This window comes from Herbiconiux sp. FW305-C-125 (genome assembly GCF_058783455.1).
Window position 1 is genome coordinate 378,319 of sequence record NZ_JBYSYO010000002.1, and the last position, 16,773, is coordinate 395,091.

Genomic DNA, 16,773 nt, shown 5'->3' on the forward strand with positions numbered 1-16,773 from the left:
TCCCACAGCTGAGACGCAGGGACTTCCCACCGCTAGGGCGCGGGGATCACGCGCCCGGCGGCGTCCAGGCCCACGGCGTCGAGCAGGGCGGCGGTGATGCGCTCCTCGTCGTCGAGCGGCACGAGCGGGTCGCCCCGCAGGAAGACGCGGATCTGCGCCACCGCCTGATGCACGAGCATCGCGAGACCCGGCACGGCGACGTTTCCCTGCCCCTCCCACACCGCGGCGAGTTCGCTCGGCCACGGATGGTAGGCCACGTCGAGCAGCGCCGACGAGGCGGCGAGCGTGGTGCCGAGGAAGTTCGCCGAGGCGCCGACACCACCCGGCAGCGTGCTGATGGTGAGGTCGGGTTCGAGCGCGGCCAGTGCGGGGTCGTACAGCGCGGTCACCGTGGAGCTGACCCCCGCGACCCGCGCCGCCTCGACGACGTCGCCGGCTTTGGCGGGGCTGCGCAGCACGATGTCGACGTGCTCGCAACCGAGCTGGGCGGCCGCCACGACGGCCGACCTGGCGGTCGCTCCCCCGCCGATCACAGCCGTGCGGCGGGTGGTGGCGATGCCGGCACGGCTGAGCGCTTCGCGGATGCCGTACACGTCGGTGTTGAACCCGTCGAGCCGGCGCCGCCCGTCGCCGAAGGTCACCAGCACGGTGTTGACTGCGCCCGTGGCCGCGCCGATGGCGTCGATCGAGTCGAGTTCACCGAGGATGGTCTCCTTCAGCGGCATGGTGAGCGACAGACCGCGCCAGGGCGGCGCGAGGGCGGCGACGAAGGCGGGCAGCGCATCCGTCGTCACCTCGTGCTGGTCGTAGCTCCAGGGCAGGCCGAGCGCCGCATAGGCGGTGCGATGCAGCAACGGCGAGAGGGAGTGCGCGATCGGCGACCCCAGTACCGCGAGCCGGAGCGGCTCGTGCACCAGCTCCTCCGTGCCGGCGACGGCGACGCTACTTGACATCGGGATGCGCCGCCCACCACTCCTGCAGCCGCTCGACCGCCGCAGCGTGCTCGTCGGCGGTCTCGGAGAACACCGTCTCTCCGGTGTCGAGGTCGACGGTCACGAAGTAGAGCCAGGGGCCGTCGGCCGGGTGCAGGGCCGCGTCGATGGCGTCGTCGCCGGGGTTGGAGATCGGCCCGATCGGCAGGCCCGGATTCGCGTAGGTGTTGTAGAGATTCGACGCGTCATCGCGCTCGGCCTCGGTGGTCTCCACCCGGCTGTGCCCCGCACCGTACGCCACCGTGGCGTCCGACTGCAGGTTCATGCCCTGGTCGAGCCGGTTGGTGAACACCCGGGAGACCTTGTACATGTCCTCGGTGCTGCCGGCCTCCTTCTGGATGAGGGCGGCGAGCGTGATCACGCGGAAGCGGTCGTCCGGAGCGACCCCGGCCGCATCGAGCGACTGGAAGGTGCGCTGCACCATGGTGGTGATCATGTCGGCGGGTGTCTGGCCGGGCTCGAAGGTGTAGGTGGCCGGGAACAGGAACCCTTCGATGCTCGGCGCCTGAGCAGGCACACCGAGAGCCACGTAGTTCGCACCCGCGGCCTGGAAGTCGGCCAGCGGCAGCCCGGTCACGTCCGCGAGCTCCTGGTAGATGCCCTTCGCGCTGGAACCCTCGGGAATGGTGACCGTGTAGTCGATCTTGTTGTCGGGATTCTGCAGCGCGTCCAGTGCCGACTGCGCGCTCATCTTCTCGGCCAGCTTGTAGGTTCCGGGCTGGAAGACGGGCGCCGGGTTCTGCTTGAGCAGCAGGTCGTAGAAGGCCGCCGAGCTCTTGACGATGCCCGCGGTGGCCAGGTTGTCGCCGATGGTCTCGCCGATGTCGCCGTCGTTCACGACGAAGCTGACCTCTCCGGAGCCGGCACCCTCGTAGTCGTCCGCCTCCTGGCTGGCGAACAGCGACGCGACCTGAGCGCCGAACACCGAGTAGAGGAACGCGCCGGCACCCGCCAGGAGGCCCACGATCACGACGGCCACGATCAGCCGGGTGAGCCAACGGCGCGGCTTGCGTTCGTGGCCGCGGTCGTCGTAGCCGCTCCCACCCCGGCCGCCGCCGCCGGCGCCCGAGGCGCGGTGCTGGGTCGGCTGCTCCGCCACCCGCCGCGCATCTCGGCGCGACGTGGGCTGGGGCGTCTTCGACGACCGTGCGTCCTTCGTCTCCACGGGCGTCTCTGCCCGGAAGAACTCGGCGAACGGATGGTTCTCTGGTGGCTGGCGGTCAGTCACTACCTTTTCCTTGGCTCGGGTCGAGAAGGATGCCGGGCGGCTTTCCCGAGGAACGCTCACTGTCAAGAGCGTGTTGCACGAGTATAACCGCGGCGACCTGATCGATCACGGGGCGGGAACTGCGGGTGTCCCGTCCGCTCGCGTGCAGCGCGGACTGCGCCGACACGGTGGTGAGGCGCTCGTCGATCATCCGCACCGGGCGGCTCGAGGCGGTGGCGAGACGTTCGGCGAAGCGGCGCGCATCCGCCGACGAGGCCGTCTCGGCGCCACTCATCGAGAGCGGCAGCCCCACCACGAATTCGAATCCGTCGAGTTCGTCGGCGATGGCGAGGATGCGCATCACATCCGCGCCGAGTGCGGCGCCGTCGTCGCCGGCCGCAGGCTCGGGCGCGCGCGGAACCGTCTCGACGGGGGTGGCCAGTAGGCCGTGCAGGTCGGTGCGCGCGACACCGATGCGGGCCTTGCCCACGTCGATGCCGATTCTCACGCCCGTGCGCATCCGCTACCCGGTGATCGAGCGCTCGACGGCCGCGAGGGCGGAATCGAGGGCTCCGGCGTCGGGGCCGCCACCCTGCGCCAGGTCGTCCTTGCCGCCGCCTCCGCCGCCGAGTGCGCCGGCGGCGGCCTTGGCCAGCACGCCCGCCTTCAGCCCCGCCTTGCGGGCACCGTCGGTGGTGGCGACGATGACCACGGGCTTGCCGCCCGCCACGGCGCCCAGGGCGACGACCGCGGCGGCGCTGCCGCCCGCGACCAGTGCCTCACGCACGCCCGTGACGAGCTGCCGCAGGTCGTCGGCCGAGCCCAGCTCGCCGAGGTTCTCGGTGACCAGGGTCACGGCGCCCACCGGCCGGGCCTGCTGCGCCAGCGCGGGAACGCGGCCGGAGAGCGCCGCCGCCTCGAAGGCGGCGATCTTCTTCTCGGCGGCCTTGAGGTTGGCCGCGAGGTCGGCGACGCGCGCGGTCAGCTCGTCGCGCGGCGTCTTGAGCGAGGAGGTGAGCTGCGCGATGAGCGCGCGCTCGGTGGCGAACTCACGGAACGCCTCGATGCCGACGAGGGCCTCGACGCGCCGGTTCGTGGCGCCGATCGACGACTCCCCCTGCAGGTTGATCATGCCGATCTGGGCGCTGGACGCGACATGCGTGCCGGCGCACAGCTCGCGCGACCACGGGCCGCCGATGTCGACCATGCGCACGACCTCGCCGTACTTCTCGCCGAACAGCGCCATGGCGCCCATCGAGCGCGCTTCGTCGAGCGGCAGCTCGCGCGTCACGACCTCGAGGTCCTCGCGGATGGCGAGATTCGCGATCTCCTCGATCTCGGTGCGGGTCTCGATCGAGAGCGGCTGGTTCCAGCTGAAGTCGAGTCGCATGTAGCCGGCCCGGTTGTAGGAGCCGGCTTGGTGCGCCTCGGCACCCAGGGTCTGGCGGAGCGCGGCGTGGATGAGGTGGGTGGCCGAGTGCGCCTGGGTCGCGCCCCGGCGCCACTGCGGGTCGACGATGCTGCGGGCATGGTCGCCGACGGCGATCTGGCCGCTCGTGACCTCGGCGCGGTGGCTGATCAGCCCCTTGACGGGCTTCTGCACGTCGAGCACGGTGAGTTCGAAGCCGTCGCCCACGATGGTGCCGGAGTCGGCCTCCTGACCGCCGGACTCGGCGTACAGACTGGTCTCGGCGAGGATGACCTCCACGGTCTCCCCCGCGACGGCGGAGTTCACCGAGACGCCGTCGACGATCAGCCCGAGCACGGGAGCCTCGGCCTCGAGTTCGTCGTAGCCGCGGAACACGGTCTCGCCGAGCGCGCGGAACGGGCTGTACACGGTCAGGTCGGTGATGCCGAGCTTCTTGGCCTTCGCGTCGGCCTTGGCGCGCTGCTTCTGCTCCGCCATCAGCGACTCGAACGCCACCCGGTCGACGGCGAGCCCCGATTCCTCCGCGATCTCGAGCGTGAGGTCGATCGGGAAGCCGTAGGTGTCGTGCAGCAGGAACGCGGTGTCGCCCGCGAGCACGGCTGCGCCGCCCTGCTTGGTGCTCGCCACCGCGGTGTCGAGAATGGTCGTTCCGCCCGTGAGGGTGCGGAGGAATGACTCCTCCTCGGCGTAGGCGCCACGGGAGATACGGTCGAAGTCGCTGGCCACCTCGGGGTAGGCCGCCTTCATGGCGTCGCGCGACGCGGTGAGCAGCTCCGGCATCGTGGCGGTGTCGACACCGAGCAGGCGCATCGAGCGCACCGTGCGGCGCAGCAGCCGGCGCAGAATGTAGCCGCGCCCCTCGTTCGACGGCGTCACGCCGTCGCTCATCAGCATCAGGGCGCTGCGCACGTGGTCGGCGACCACGCGCATCCGCACGTCGTCGTCGTGGTGGGCGCCGTAGCGGCGGCCGGACAGCTCGGCCGCGCGGTCGAGCACCGGGCGCACCTGGTCGATCTCGTAGAGGTTCTCGACGCCCTGCTTAAGGAACGCGACGCGCTCGAGACCCATGCCGGTGTCGATGTTCTTCTTCGGCAGTTCGCCGAGGATCTCGAACTCGGTCTTCGAGCTGCCCTCGCCACGCAGGTACTGCATGAACACGAGGTTCCAGATCTCGATGTAGCGGTTCTCGTCGGCCACCGGGCCGCCCTCGGCGCCGTACGCCGGCCCCCGGTCGAAGTAGATCTCGGAGCAGGGACCAGCCGGGCCGGGCTGCCCCGTCGACCAGTAGTTGTCCTCTTTACCGCGGCGCTGGATGCGGGCATCCGGCAACCCGGCGACCCGCTTCCAGATGTCGATCGCCTCGTCGTCGTCTTCGTAGACGGTGACCCAGAGGTCGCGCTCGGGGAAGCCGAGGCCGCCCTCGTTCTCGGGCGTGGTGAGCAGCTCCCAGGCGTAGCCGATGGCGCCCTCTTTGAAGTAGTCGCCGAACGAGAAGTTGCCGTTCATCTGGAAGAACGTGCCGTGCCGAGTGGTCTTGCCCACCTCTTCGATATCGAGGGTGCGGATGCACTTCTGCACGCTGGTGGCACGCGGATACGGTGCGGGAACGAGCCCCGACAGGTAGGGGATGAACGGCACCATGCCGGCCACGGTGAACAGCAGCGACGGGTCGTCGCTCACCAGGGAGGCGGAAGGCACGACGGTGTGCCCCCGATCGCCGAAGAACTCGAGCCAGCGGGAGCGGATGTCAGCGGTCAGCATGTAGTGCGGGTCGTCCTGTTTCGGGAGGGAGGCGAGCGGGTTTACTTGCCGGCGATGGCGGCGCGGAGCTCGGCTTCGCGCTCACGGTAGCCGTCGATCAGCGAGTCGCTGAACTCCTTGGTCTTCTTGTCGAACTCGCTGAAGAACTTCTTGCCGCTGGTGGTCTGGTTGAACTGGTGCGCCACCACGAACCCGATGCCGACGCCGGCGACCAACCACAGAAACTTCTTCATCGTGTTCTCCTCGTTTGATGTCGAGCGGCCGAAAAGCCTCCGGCCAGTTTAGTCGTCCTTGACCTTCTTGGCGGTGCGGAAGCTGAGCATCGCCGCGCGCACGGCTGCGCTGAAACCGGCGAGCCTGATCAGCGGTCCGCCGACCGACGCCGCGAACAGCGACACCAGCGACGAGACGTTGCCGGTGACCTCCTCGACGTTGCGGGTGATGACGTCGACCCGGGCGAGCTGCTTGTTCGCCTCCTGCACGGTGACCGTCGATTCGGCGAGGATGGGGGTGATGCCGTCGCTGACGTCCTTGATCGAGTCGCGGGTCTGGTCGAACACGCCCCCGAGCTTCACCAGCGGGATGGCGATGATGGCCACCAGCACGGCGAACACGCCCGCCGCGATCAGTCCTGCGATGTCTCCACCGGTCATGCGGCCCCTCCTCGGAACGACGAAAGCGGGCCACCCTGGGGTGACCCGCTCTCTAGTATGTCGTGCTTGCTACTAGCGCGCGGCGTAGTACTCGACCACGAGCTGCACTTCACAGGTCACGGGGACCTCGGCGCGCTTCGGGCGGCGCACGAGACGCGCCTGCAGCTTGTCGAGCTCGACCTCGAGGTAGCCCGGGGTCTTCGGGAGCACGTCGACGTGACCGCCGGCGGCCGCGACCTGGAAGGGCTCGGTGCCCTCGGAGCGGGCCTTGACGTGGATGAGCTGACCCGGCTTCACGCGGAACGACGGGCGGTCGACGAGCTGGCCGTCGACGAGGATGTGGCGGTGCACGACCATCTGGCGGGCCTGGGCGGTGGTGCGGGCGAAGCCGGCACGGAGCACCAGGGCGTCGAGGCGCATCTCGAGGAGCTCGACCAGGTTCTCACCGGTCAGGCCCTTGGCGCGGCGCGCCTCTTCGAAGGCGATCTTCAGCTGCTTCTCGCGGATGCCGTACTGGGCGCGCAGACGCTGCTTCTCGCGGAGACGCACCGCGTAGTCGCTGTCCTGCTTGCGCTTGGTGCGGCCGTGCTCGCCCGGGGCGTAGGGACGCTTCTCGAGGTACTTGGCCGCCTTCGGGGTGAGCGGGATGCCGAGCGCCCGGGAGAGGCGGGTCTTGCTGCGCGTACGCGACTTGGTAGCCACTTACGTCCTTTCGTAGAAATCTTACAAGATGAAGTGCGCACAGGCGTGCGCGTGACTCCACGGGAGTCCAAGTAAGAGGGTGTCGCCGGGTGGCTCGGCTAAAGAGCACTGTCCCGTTATCGAACGTCGATCGGCAGCCGCTCCGAAATGACGCTGATTAGGCGTCTGCAAGATTAGCACAGCGGAGGGCGCTAATTCTGCTTTCCCCGCGTGATGTCGCGGAGTTTCTGCAGTCGCGCCGACACCTCGCGCTCGTGCCCGTGGTCGGTGGGGTTGTAGTAGGTGGTGCCCTGCAACTCGTCGGGCAGGTACTGCTGCCGCACCACGCCCACCGCGTCGTCGTGCGGGTACTTGTAGCCCTTGCCGTGACCGAGCCGCTTGGCGCCCGCGTAGTGCGCGTCGCGGAGGTGCTTCGGCACCCGGCCGAACTTGCCCGCCTTGACGTCGGCGATGGCGGCGTTGATGCCGAGGTACGAGGCGTTCGACTTCGGTGCCGTCGCGAGGTAGACGACGGCCTCGGCGAGCGGGATGCGCCCCTCCGGCATGCCGATCATCTGCACCGCCTCCGCGGCCGCCACCGCGATCGGCAGCGCCTGCGGGTCGGCGATCCCGATGTCCTCCGAGGCGAGGATGATGACCCGGCGCGCGATGAAGCGTGGGTCCTCCCCCGCCTCGAACATGCGCGCCAGGTAGTGCAGCGCGGCGTCGACGTCGGAGCCGCGCACCGACTTGATGAAGGCGCTGATCACGTCGTAGTGCTCGTCGCCGTTGCGGTCGTACCGGAGCAGGGCACGGTCGACGGACTGCTCGAGCACCTCGGGGGTGATGAGCGGCGGCTCGTCGTCCTCGTCCTCCTCGTCGTCGCGGTCGTCGGCCGCCGCGTCGTCGGCCACGCCGGCGAGGGCGGTACCCGCCGAGGCCTCGAGCGCGGTGAGGGCGCGGCGGGCGTCGCCGGACGCCAGCCGGATGATCGCGGCCCGGGCTTCGGGGTCGAGCCGCACGCTGCCGGCCAGACCCCGCGCATCCGTCACCGCTCGATCGATCAGCACACCGAGGTCGTCGTCGGTCAGTTGCTCGAGCGTGAGCAGCAGCGACCGCGAGAGCAGCGGTGAGATGACGGAGAACGAGGGGTTCTCGGTGGTGGCCGCCACCAGGATGACCCAGCCGTTCTCGACGCCGGGGAGCAGTGCATCCTGCTGCGCCTTGGTGAAGCGGTGGATCTCGTCGAGGAAGAGCACCGTGGAGAGGCCGTAGAGGTCGCGGTTGCGGAACGCGTCGTCCATCACCTGGCGCACGTCTTTCACACCCGCGGTGACGGCCGAGAGCTCGACGAACTTGCGGCCCGAACTGTGCGCGATGGCCTGGGCGAGCGTGGTCTTGCCCGTTCCCGGCGGGCCCCACAGGATGACCGACACGCTGCCCGAGCTGCCACCGGTGTCGGAGGCGAGGTTCACGAGGGGCGACCCGGGGCGCAGAAGATGGCGCTGACCGGCCACTTCGTCGAGACTGCGGGGGCGCATGCGCACAGCGAGCGGGACGGCTCCGGAGTGCAGTCCCGGTTGCTGGATGGCCATACGTCTAGGGTACTGTGATGGGCCGACACTGCCCGGCGATCGAGAAGCGATGGAGGACCCGTGGCACCCAGCAATCAGGAGCGCGCCGCGCGTGAAGCCCGCAGCCGTCTGCGCGACTACCAGGCCCGGCAGACGGCGCACAACGAGCGCACGCGGCGCCGGGTGCGCGACAACGTGATCGCTGCCGTGGTCGTGGTCGTCCTGCTCGCCGGCGTCACGGCCGCGCAGCTGTTCTACTTCAGCGGCGGCCCGGGCTCCGCGGTCGCCTCGCCGAGCGCCACCCCCACCGCACCGGCCGACGATCCGTCCGCCGAGGGCCAGAACACCGGCGACGTGCCGCCGTCGACCATCGCCGAAGGCCGGGACTGGACCGGCACCCTCACCATCAACGACGTGCCGCTCGGCATCACGCTCGACGGCGCCGCCGCACCGCAGGCCGTTTCCGCGTTCATCTCGCAGACCCAGGACGGCTTCTTCACGGGCACCTCCTGCCACCGCCTCACCACGAGCGGCATCTTCGTGCTGCAGTGCGGCGACCCGGAGGGCACCGGCACCGGCGGCCCGGGCTACAGCTACGGCCCGGTCGAGAACGCGCCCGCCGACGACGTCTATCCCGCCGGCACGCTCGCGATGGCCCGCCAGGGCGGCAACGGCTACAGCATGGGCAGCCAGTTCTTCATCGTCTACGACGACAGCACGATCCCCTCCGACGCCGCCGGCGGGTACACGGTGCTCGGCCAGGTGACGAGCGGCCTCGACCAGCTGAAGTCGAGCGTGATCGCGGCCGGCACGGCCGACGGATCGGGTGACGGCAAGCCGGCCGCGCCGGCCGTCATCACCAATGTCACAGTTCAATAACCCTCAAGGCCCGGTGCAATAGGCTGGTGGCCGTACTCCAGACATCGTCGACAGGATGGTTCCGTGACCGCAAGTGATCAACACCCGTGGGGGCGCGTGGACGAAGACGGCTCCGTCTACGTGCTCGAGGCAGACGGTGAGCGGCTTGTCGGCCAGTACCCCGACGGGACGCAAGAAGAGGCCATCGCCTACTTCGAGCGCAAGTACACCGACCTCGCCGGCCAGGTGACCCTGCTGGAGCAGCGCGCCAAGCGCGGGGCGCCCGCCGCCGACATCGCGAAGGCCGTCACGTCGCTGACGGCGTCGGTGCAGAACGCGAACGCGGTCGGCGACCTGCAGGCGCTGCGCACCCGACTCGAGGCGCTCGCGTCGACGGTGAGCGAGATCACCGAGAAGCAGTCGGCCGAGGCGCAGGCCGAGGTCGCGCAGGCGGTTCGTGACCGCACCGACATCGTGGTGGAGATCGAGACGCTCGCGGCCCAAGACCCGGCGAAGGCGCAGTGGAAGTCGGTCACCGCCAAGATCGACGAGTTGTTCGCGCGCTGGCAGAAGCACCAGCACGAGGGCCCGCGGCTGCCCCGCAATGAGGCGCAGGAGCTGTGGAAGCGCTTCCGTGAGGCCCGCACCTCGCTCGAGACGCAGCGCAAAGCCTTCTTCGCCGAGCTCGATCAGGTGCACCGCGACGCCCGCAACCGCAAGCAGGAGCTCGTCGACCGCGCCGAGGCGCTCGCGCCGCGCGGCTCCGACGGCATCCCGGCCTACCGCGACCTGCTCGCGGAGTGGAAGGCGACCGGCCGCGCGGGTAAGAAGTACGACGACGCGCTCTGGGACAGGTTCAAGGCGGCCGGCGACGTGCTCTACGCCGCGCGCAGCGAGGTCGTGGCCCGCGACGAGCAGGAGTTCGGCGAGAATCTCACTCAGAAGCTGGCGCTGCTCGACGAGGCCGAGCCGCTGCTCAAGGAGACCGATCGCACCAAGGCGCGCGAGGCCCTCATCTCCATCCAGCGTCGCTGGGACGAGATCGGCAAGGTGCCGCGCGACCAAGTGAAGCCGATCGAGGAGCGCCTGCGCAAGGTCGAGGCCGCCGTGCGCAAGCTCGACGAGGAGCACTGGAGCCGCAACAACCCCGAGAAGAAGGCTCGCTCGGAGGGACTCGCCTCGCAGCTCACCGGCGCGATCGAGAAGCTGCAGCGCGAGATCGACGATGCCGGCGCGGCGGGCGACACCAAGAAGGTGAAGGAGCTGCAGGAGGCACTCGACGCCCGCAAGGTGTGGCTGGATGCGCTGGGCTGAGTTCTCCCCAGTGTGTCGCGGCGACTGAGTTCTCCACAGATTCCGGTCGGCGCGGCTCACGCACCCGTGACGCTGCGAGCATGGGCGCATGACGACCACGCTTCCGCTCCTTCTCGATCAGTCCCAGTTGCCCCGCGCTGAGCTCGGGGCCGCCCGGCTCGACGGGGAGGTCCGCGAACTCGCGGGCTCGTACTGCGCGGTCGACGTGCATCCGTCGGCTGCGCTCCGAGGTGTGGCGATCGCGCCGCTGGTGCCCGATCGGCTGGTCGTCGAACGCCTGTCGGCGGCATGGGTGCACGGCGCGACGCCGAGATTCCCGCGGCCGGTGCAGCTGTGCATCCGGTCGTCGAACCGCATCCGCGACGTGCCGTCGATCGAACGGCGGGTGCGGCAGGTCCTGTTGGGCGACGACGAGATCGTCGCGGCCGGCCCGGTTCAGGTCACGAGTCGCGTGCGCACCGCCGTCGACCTGGTGCGCTGCGAACCGCTGTTCGACCGCGCGGTGCTGCTCGGCGTGACGACGCTGCTTCTGGCGGCGGAGTCATCGGTGGCGGAGTGCGCGCATCACCTGCAGCGTGTGCCGCATCTCCCGCACAAGCACCGCGCGCTGCAGCGCCTCGAGCAGGTCGACGCTCTGCTCCGGTCGGGCTGAGGCGCGCGACGACCTGCTCCTTCGGTGAGGATCAGCCGCCCGAGACGCGGTACACGTCGTAGACCGCGTCGATGCGGCGCACCGCGTTGAGCACCCGGTCGAGGTGGGCGGTGTCGCCCATCTCGAACACGAAACGGCTGAGTGCCAGCCGGTCGCTCGAGGTGTTCACCGAGGCCGAGAGGATGTTGACGTGGTGCTCGGAGAGCACGCGCGTGACGTCGGAGAGGAGGCCGGACCGGTCGAGGGCCTCGACCTGGATCTGCACCAGGAAGACGCTCTTCGACGACGGTGCCCACTCCACCTCGATCATGCGCTCCGGCTCGTTCAGCAGCGCAGCGACGTTGTGGCAGTCGGCCTGGTGCACGGAGACACCGGAGCCACGGGTCACGAAGCCCACGATGTCATCGCCGGGCACCGGCGTGCAGCACTTCGCGAGCTTCACCAGGATGTCGGGGGCGCCGCGCACGAGCACGCCGGAGTCGCTGTGGGTGACACGCGGGCGGCCACCCACGAACACGTCGAGATCGGAGTCCTCGCTCTCCACCTCGGTCTGCAGCGACGCGATGACCTTCTCGATCACCGACTGGGTGGAGATGTGCCCCTCGCCGATGGCGGCGTAGAGCCCGGAGACGTTGTCGTAGTGCAGCTGGGACGCAACATCGGCGATGGAGTCCTGGCTCATCAGCTTCTGCAGCGGCAGGTTCTGCTTGCGCATGGCGCGCGCGATCGCATCACGCCCCTGCTCGATGGCTTCGTCGCGGCGCTCCTTGGTGAACCACTGCCGGATCTTGTTGCGCGCCCGCGGGCTCTGCACGAAGCTCAGCCAGTCCTGCGACGGGCCGGAGTCGGGGTTCTTCGAGGTGAAGACCTCCACGACGTCGCCGGAACCCAGGGTGGAGTCGAGCGGCACCAGCCGGCCGTTGACCTTGGCGCCCATGGTGCGGTGCCCCACCTCGGTGTGCACGGCGTAGGCGAAGTCGACCGGGGTCGCACCGGCGGGCAGGCCGACGACCTTGCCCTTCGGGGTGAAGACGTAGACCTCCTTCGCACCGATTTCGAAGCGCAACGAGTCCAGGAACTCTCCCGGGTCGACCGTCTCGGCCTGCCAGTCCGAGATGCGGGCGAGCCAGGCCATGTCGGTGTCCGACGACGTGGCGGCGGAGCTCGAGGCCTTGCCGCCGTTCATCCGCTCCTTGTACTTCCAGTGCGCCGCGACGCCGTACTCGGCGCGCTGGTGCATCTCGTGGGTGCGGATCTGGATCTCCACCGGCCGGCCCCCGGGGCCGATCACGGTGGTGTGCAGCGACTGGTAGAGGTTGAACTTCGGTGTGGCGATGTAGTCCTTGAACCGGCCAGGGATCGGGTTCCACCGGGCGTGGATCGACCCGAGCACGGCGTAGCAGTCGCGCACGGTGTTGACGAGCACGCGGATGCCGACGAGGTCGTAGATCTCGTCGAACTCGCGGCCGCGCACGATCATCTTCTGATAGATCGAGTAGTACTGCTTCGGCCGGCCGGCGACCTTGCCGCGGATCTTCCCGGCCTTGAGGTCTTCGCCCACCGCGTCGATGACCTGCTGCACGTACTCCTCACGCTGCGGCGTGCGCTGGCGCACCAGGTTCTCGATCTCGACGTACAGCTTCGGGTAGAGCACCGCGAACGACAGGTCCTCCAGCTCCCACTTGATCGACTGGATGCCCAGCCGGTGCGCGAGCGGGGTGTAGATCTCGAGGGTCTCCTTGGCCTTCCGCTGCGCCGATTCAGTGGGTACGAATCCCCAGGTGCGAGCGTTGTGCAGGCGGTCGCAGAGCTTGATGATGAGCACGCGGATGTCGCGCGACATCGCCACGATCATCTTGCGAACGGTCTCGGCCTGCGCGCTGTCGCCGTACTTGACCTTGTCGAGCTTCGTGACGCCGTCGACGAGCATCGCCACCTCGTCGCCGAAGTCGTGACGCACCATCTCGAGCGAGTAGTCCGTGTCTTCGACGGTGTCGTGCAGCAGCGCAGCGGCCACCGCCTTCGAGCCCAGCCCGAGCTCGGCGAGGATCTGCGCCACCGCCACCGGGTGGGTGATGTACGGCTCGCCGCTGCGGCGCTTCTGACCGTCGTGCGCCCGCTCGGCGGCCGCGTAGGCGCGCTCCACGATCGTGAGGTCGGCCTTCGGGTGGTTGGCGCGCACTGTGCGGATGAGGGTGTCCACGGCCCCGGCGGGCTGGGCGCGCGAGAACAGTCGCGGCACCAGACGGCGCAGCGTAGCGGTCGACGTCGTGCCGGTTTCGGTCATGTCAGGCCTCCACCACGATTATCCCCCAGCGCGCGGGCGTCGATGCACGCCCGGTTGCGCTGTGGGCGAGCAGCTCAGGCCTCGACCGAAGCCGAAGCCGAAGCCGGCGCCGCGGCAGACTGCGTCGAGCGCTGCCGGTCGGCCAGCACCCGCGCGTCGTGCTTCTTGATCTTCGCCTCGTTCGACCGGAACTGCACGTAGATCGGCGACGCGATGAAGATCGTCGAGTACGTGCCCACGATGATGCCGATGAGCAACGCGAGCGAGATGTCCCGCAGCGTCGAGGCGCCGAGCACGAACGAGCCGATGATGAGGATCGACGCCACCGGCAGGGCCGCCACGATCGAGGTGTTGATCGAGCGAACCAGAGTCTGGTTCACGGCGAGGTTCACCATCTCGGCGAAGGTCTGCGTGCCCCGCTCCCCCATCGCCGCCGTGTTCTCCCGGATCTTATCGAACACCACCACCGTGTCGTACAGCGAGTAGCCGAGGATGGTGAGGAAGCCGATCACGGCCGCCGGTGTGATCTCGAGCCCGGTGAGCCCGTACACGCCCGCGGTGATGATGAGGTCGTGCAGCAGGGCGATGAGCGCCGCCGCGGCCATCTTCCAGGTACGGAAGTAGATGGCCATGAAGATGGCGACCAGCACGAGGAAGATCACGAGACCCCGGATGGCCTGGGTGGTGATGTCGGCACCCCAGGTGGCACCGATGAACGACACCGTCACGTCGTCCACCGGGACGTCGTAGGCCGTGGCGAGCTGCTCCTGCACCGACGCGCTGGCGGTCTTGTCGAGCTCATCCGTCTGCACCCGCACGGCGTCTTGGCCGAGCGTGCTGACACGCGGGTTCGATCCGGGCGCGGCCTGGTTCACCGCATCCGTCGCCAGCGTCTGGTCGAGGGTGGTGACCTGGGAGACGGTGAACTCCGAGCCACCGCGGAACTCGATGCCGAACTCGTAGCCACCCCGGAGCCACGGCCCCACGAGCGCGATGAGCACGAGCACCGCCGAGATGGCGTACCAGAGCTTGCGCCGCCCGATGAAGTCGATCGAGCGCTTGCCGGTGTAGAGGTCGTTACCGAATTGGGCGAAGCTGGCCATCAGGAGTTCTTCCCCTCGTCGGTCGTGGATGCGGAGTCGGCGCCGCCCTTGGCCCCGGCCGAGGTGACCCCGGCGAGCTCGGCGGCCTTGCGCTCGGCGATGGTCTGCCGCTTGGCGGCCTCCCGGCTCGACGAGCCCTTCTTGGCCGCCGTGACCGATGCGGCGGGCGCGCGGAACTGGGCGCGGCCGCGGTAGACGGCGCCGAGCGCGCGGGGGTCGAGCCCGGAGAGCTTGTGGCCGTCGCGGAAGAACGGCAGTTCGGCCAGCAACGTCATGAGCGGATGCGTGAACAGCGCCACCACGACGATATCGACGATGGTGGTGAGACCGAGCGTGAACGCGAAGCCGCGCACGTTGCCCACGGCCAGGACGTAGAGCACGGCCGCCGCGAGGAAGTTCACCGCGTCGGAGGCGGTGATCGTGCGGATGGCGCGCTTCCAGCCCGACTGCACGGAGGTGGTCAGAGCCTTCCCCTCGCGCAATTCGTCACGTATTCGTTCGAAGTACACGATGAAGGAGTCGGCGGTGATACCGATCGCCACGATGAGACCGGCGACACCGGCCAGCGACAGGCGGAAGTCGATGCGCCACGACATCAGGGTGACCAAGAGATACGTGAGCGCGGCGGCCACCACGAGCGAGGCGATGGTGACGAGCCCGAGCAGCCGGTACTGCACGAGCGAGTACAGGATGACCAGGATGAGGCCGATCGCGCCGGCGATCAGGCCGCTCATCAGCTGCGTCGAGCCGAGCGTCGCGGAGATGGCGTCGGACGACTGCACGGTGAAGCCGATGGGCAGTGCGCCGAACTTCAGCTGGTCGGCGAGGGTCTTCGCCGACTCCTGGGTGAACGACCCGGAGATCTGCGCGCGGCCGTCGGTGAACGCGCCACCGGTGGTCGGGGCGGTGATGACGCGGCCGTCGAGCACGATGGCGAACTGGTTCTGCACACCGGTCAGCCCGAACAGGCGGGTCGTGACGTCGGCGAACTCCTGAGTGCCCTTGTCGTTGAACGAGATGTCGACGACCCACTGGCCGGTGGAGGAGCCGTTCTGGGTGGTGGCGACGCCGCTGGAAGCATCCGCGATGTCGGCGCCCTCGATCTCGACCGGGCCGAGCAGGTACTTCACACCGTTGTCGTCACAGGTCACGAGCGGCTGGTCGGCGGGCGCCTGGCCCGCACTGTCGGCTTCGGTGGAGGCGCAGTCGAAGTTGTCGAACTCGCTCTGCAACGCCGGAGTCACCCACGCCAGGTCGCTCGCGTTGGTGGGGCTCGCCGTGGGCGTGGTGGAGAGGTTGGGGTCGGGCGTCGGGGTGGCGCCGGGGCTCGACGTCGAGGTGGTCGACGCGACGTCGGCCAGCAGCACCGGCCGGAACTCGAGCTTCGCCGACGACTCGATGCGGTTCAGCGTCTCCGCGTCCGGCGAGCCGGGGATGGACACGACCACGTTCTGGCCACCCTGCGTGGTGACCTCGGCCTCCGAGACGCCCGAGGCGTCGACGCGCTGCCGGATGATCGAGACGGCCTGATCGATCTGCTCCGACGAAGGAGTCTCCCCCGATTCCAGCTTCGGGGTCAGGATGATCTGCGTGCCGCCCTCGAGGTCGAGCGCGAGCTTCGGCGTCCACGTCGCGGTGCTCCAGATCACACCCCCCGCGATGGTGCCGGCGAGGACCGCGAAGATGACGACGAGCCAGATGAGCGTCTTCCACGCCCTCTTGACCGCGGTAGTTTGTGCCACCAGTTACTCAGCTTTCTGTGCCGCCCATGCGCCATCGCGGCGGGCGTTGATCAGGAAGGGGACGAGGTTACTCGTCGTCCTTCTTCGAGGTCTCCGAGCGGGCGGAGTCAGCGGCGGCCGGGGCATCCGCCGTGCTCTCGTCGATCCGCTCGCCGTACGCGGGCGCGCTGTCGTCGTCGTGGTCGATCGACTCGTCGCTCGGCGCGAGCGGCGACGGGGTGACGACGCGCGTCACGGTCTGGCGGTGCACCTTCAGCACGGTGCCGGGGGTGGTCTCGAGCAGCACCTGGTTCTCTTCGTCGTCCATCTCGAGGATGGTGCCGTACACACCGAAGTTCGTCATGACCTCGGCGCCCACCACGACCTTGCTCTGCAGTTCCTCAGCCTGCGCCTTGCGCTTGCGGCTGTTGCGGAACATGAAGAACACCAGCACGGCCAGAACGACCAGCATGATGATTGTTAACGGATCGATGGCCATGAAAAAGGCGCCTTCCAAAATGGTGGGAGTGATTGCAGGACC

Annotated in this window: 15 protein-coding genes; 3 read left to right on the forward strand and 12 right to left on the reverse strand. The window is 69.1% G+C overall.

Going from position 1 to position 16,773, the window contains the following annotated elements; translation table 11 throughout:
* Positions 1–32: 32 nt before the first annotated feature.
* From AC3WLB_RS09170 to AC3WLB_RS09205, 8 genes are all read right to left on the reverse strand, one after another.
* Positions 33–953: a shikimate dehydrogenase gene (locus AC3WLB_RS09170; protein WP_492505284.1), complete on the reverse strand. Its 921-nt coding sequence runs from the start codon at positions 951–953 to the stop codon at positions 33–35.
* Positions 943–2,220, reverse strand: a complete 1,278-nt coding sequence (gene mltG / locus AC3WLB_RS09175; RefSeq protein WP_492505286.1) for an endolytic transglycosylase MltG — start codon at positions 2,218–2,220, stop codon at positions 943–945. The genes AC3WLB_RS09170 and mltG overlap by 11 nt, the downstream gene beginning before the upstream one ends.
* Complete coding sequence (gene ruvX / locus AC3WLB_RS09180) at positions 2,213–2,719, reverse strand: Holliday junction resolvase RuvX (RefSeq protein ID WP_492505288.1); 507 nt, start codon at positions 2,717–2,719, stop codon at positions 2,213–2,215. Before ruvX ends, mltG begins: the two co-directional genes overlap by 8 nt.
* A gap of 3 nt (positions 2,720–2,722) precedes the next feature.
* Positions 2,723–5,389: an alanine--tRNA ligase gene (gene alaS, locus AC3WLB_RS09185; RefSeq protein ID WP_492505290.1), complete on the reverse strand. Its 2,667-nt coding sequence runs from the start codon at positions 5,387–5,389 to the stop codon at positions 2,723–2,725.
* A 41-nt stretch (positions 5,390–5,430) separates the two neighbouring features.
* Positions 5,431–5,622, reverse strand: a complete 192-nt coding sequence (locus AC3WLB_RS09190; protein WP_492505292.1) for a hypothetical protein — start codon at positions 5,620–5,622, stop codon at positions 5,431–5,433.
* Between the two features lie 48 nt (positions 5,623–5,670).
* A complete protein-coding gene (locus AC3WLB_RS09195) occupies positions 5,671–6,042 on the reverse strand; it encodes a DUF948 domain-containing protein (RefSeq protein ID WP_022897241.1) in 372 nt (123 codons plus the stop codon).
* Positions 6,043–6,114: 72 nt separating this feature from the next.
* Positions 6,115–6,744 (reverse strand): 30S ribosomal protein S4, encoded by a 630-nt coding sequence (gene rpsD, locus AC3WLB_RS09200; RefSeq protein ID WP_022897240.1) that lies wholly within the window; start codon positions 6,742–6,744, stop codon positions 6,115–6,117.
* A gap of 191 nt (positions 6,745–6,935) precedes the next feature.
* Entirely contained in the window at positions 6,936–8,318 is a 1,383-nt protein-coding gene (locus tag AC3WLB_RS09205; RefSeq protein WP_492505295.1) for a replication-associated recombination protein A, read from the reverse strand.
* Between the two features lie 60 nt (positions 8,319–8,378).
* On the opposite strand from AC3WLB_RS09205, the gene AC3WLB_RS09210 reads away from it, so the two are divergent.
* The 3 genes from AC3WLB_RS09210 to AC3WLB_RS09220 all read left to right on the forward strand — a co-directional run bounded on the left by AC3WLB_RS09210 (position 8,379) and on the right by AC3WLB_RS09220 (position 11,121).
* Positions 8,379–9,176, forward strand: coding sequence for a peptidylprolyl isomerase (locus tag AC3WLB_RS09210; protein WP_492505297.1), 798 nt, complete (start codon positions 8,379–8,381; stop codon positions 9,174–9,176).
* A gap of 63 nt (positions 9,177–9,239) precedes the next feature.
* Positions 9,240–10,469, forward strand: coding sequence for a DUF349 domain-containing protein (locus AC3WLB_RS09215; protein WP_492505299.1), 1,230 nt, complete (start codon positions 9,240–9,242; stop codon positions 10,467–10,469).
* A gap of 88 nt (positions 10,470–10,557) precedes the next feature.
* On the forward strand, positions 10,558–11,121 hold the full coding sequence (locus AC3WLB_RS09220; RefSeq protein ID WP_492505301.1) for a hypothetical protein: 564 nt from the start codon (positions 10,558–10,560) through the stop codon (positions 11,119–11,121).
* A 31-nt stretch (positions 11,122–11,152) separates the two neighbouring features.
* Here the strand turns inward: AC3WLB_RS09220 and AC3WLB_RS09225 are convergent, their stop codons facing one another.
* The 4 genes from AC3WLB_RS09225 to yajC form a co-directional block, all read right to left on the reverse strand.
* A complete protein-coding gene (locus AC3WLB_RS09225; RefSeq protein ID WP_492505303.1) occupies positions 11,153–13,408 on the reverse strand; it encodes a RelA/SpoT family protein in 2,256 nt (751 codons plus the stop codon).
* Between the two features lie 74 nt (positions 13,409–13,482).
* Positions 13,483–14,511, reverse strand: coding sequence for a protein translocase subunit SecF (gene secF / locus AC3WLB_RS09230; protein ID WP_492505305.1), 1,029 nt, complete (start codon positions 14,509–14,511; stop codon positions 13,483–13,485).
* Positions 14,511–16,253, reverse strand: a complete 1,743-nt coding sequence (gene secD, locus AC3WLB_RS09235) for a protein translocase subunit SecD (RefSeq protein WP_022897340.1) — start codon at positions 16,251–16,253, stop codon at positions 14,511–14,513. The genes secF and secD overlap by 1 nt, the downstream gene beginning before the upstream one ends.
* Before the next feature lie 67 nt (positions 16,254–16,320).
* Positions 16,321–16,731: a preprotein translocase subunit YajC gene (gene yajC, locus AC3WLB_RS09240; RefSeq protein WP_022895032.1), complete on the reverse strand. Its 411-nt coding sequence runs from the start codon at positions 16,729–16,731 to the stop codon at positions 16,321–16,323.
* Positions 16,732–16,773 lie beyond the last annotated feature (42 nt).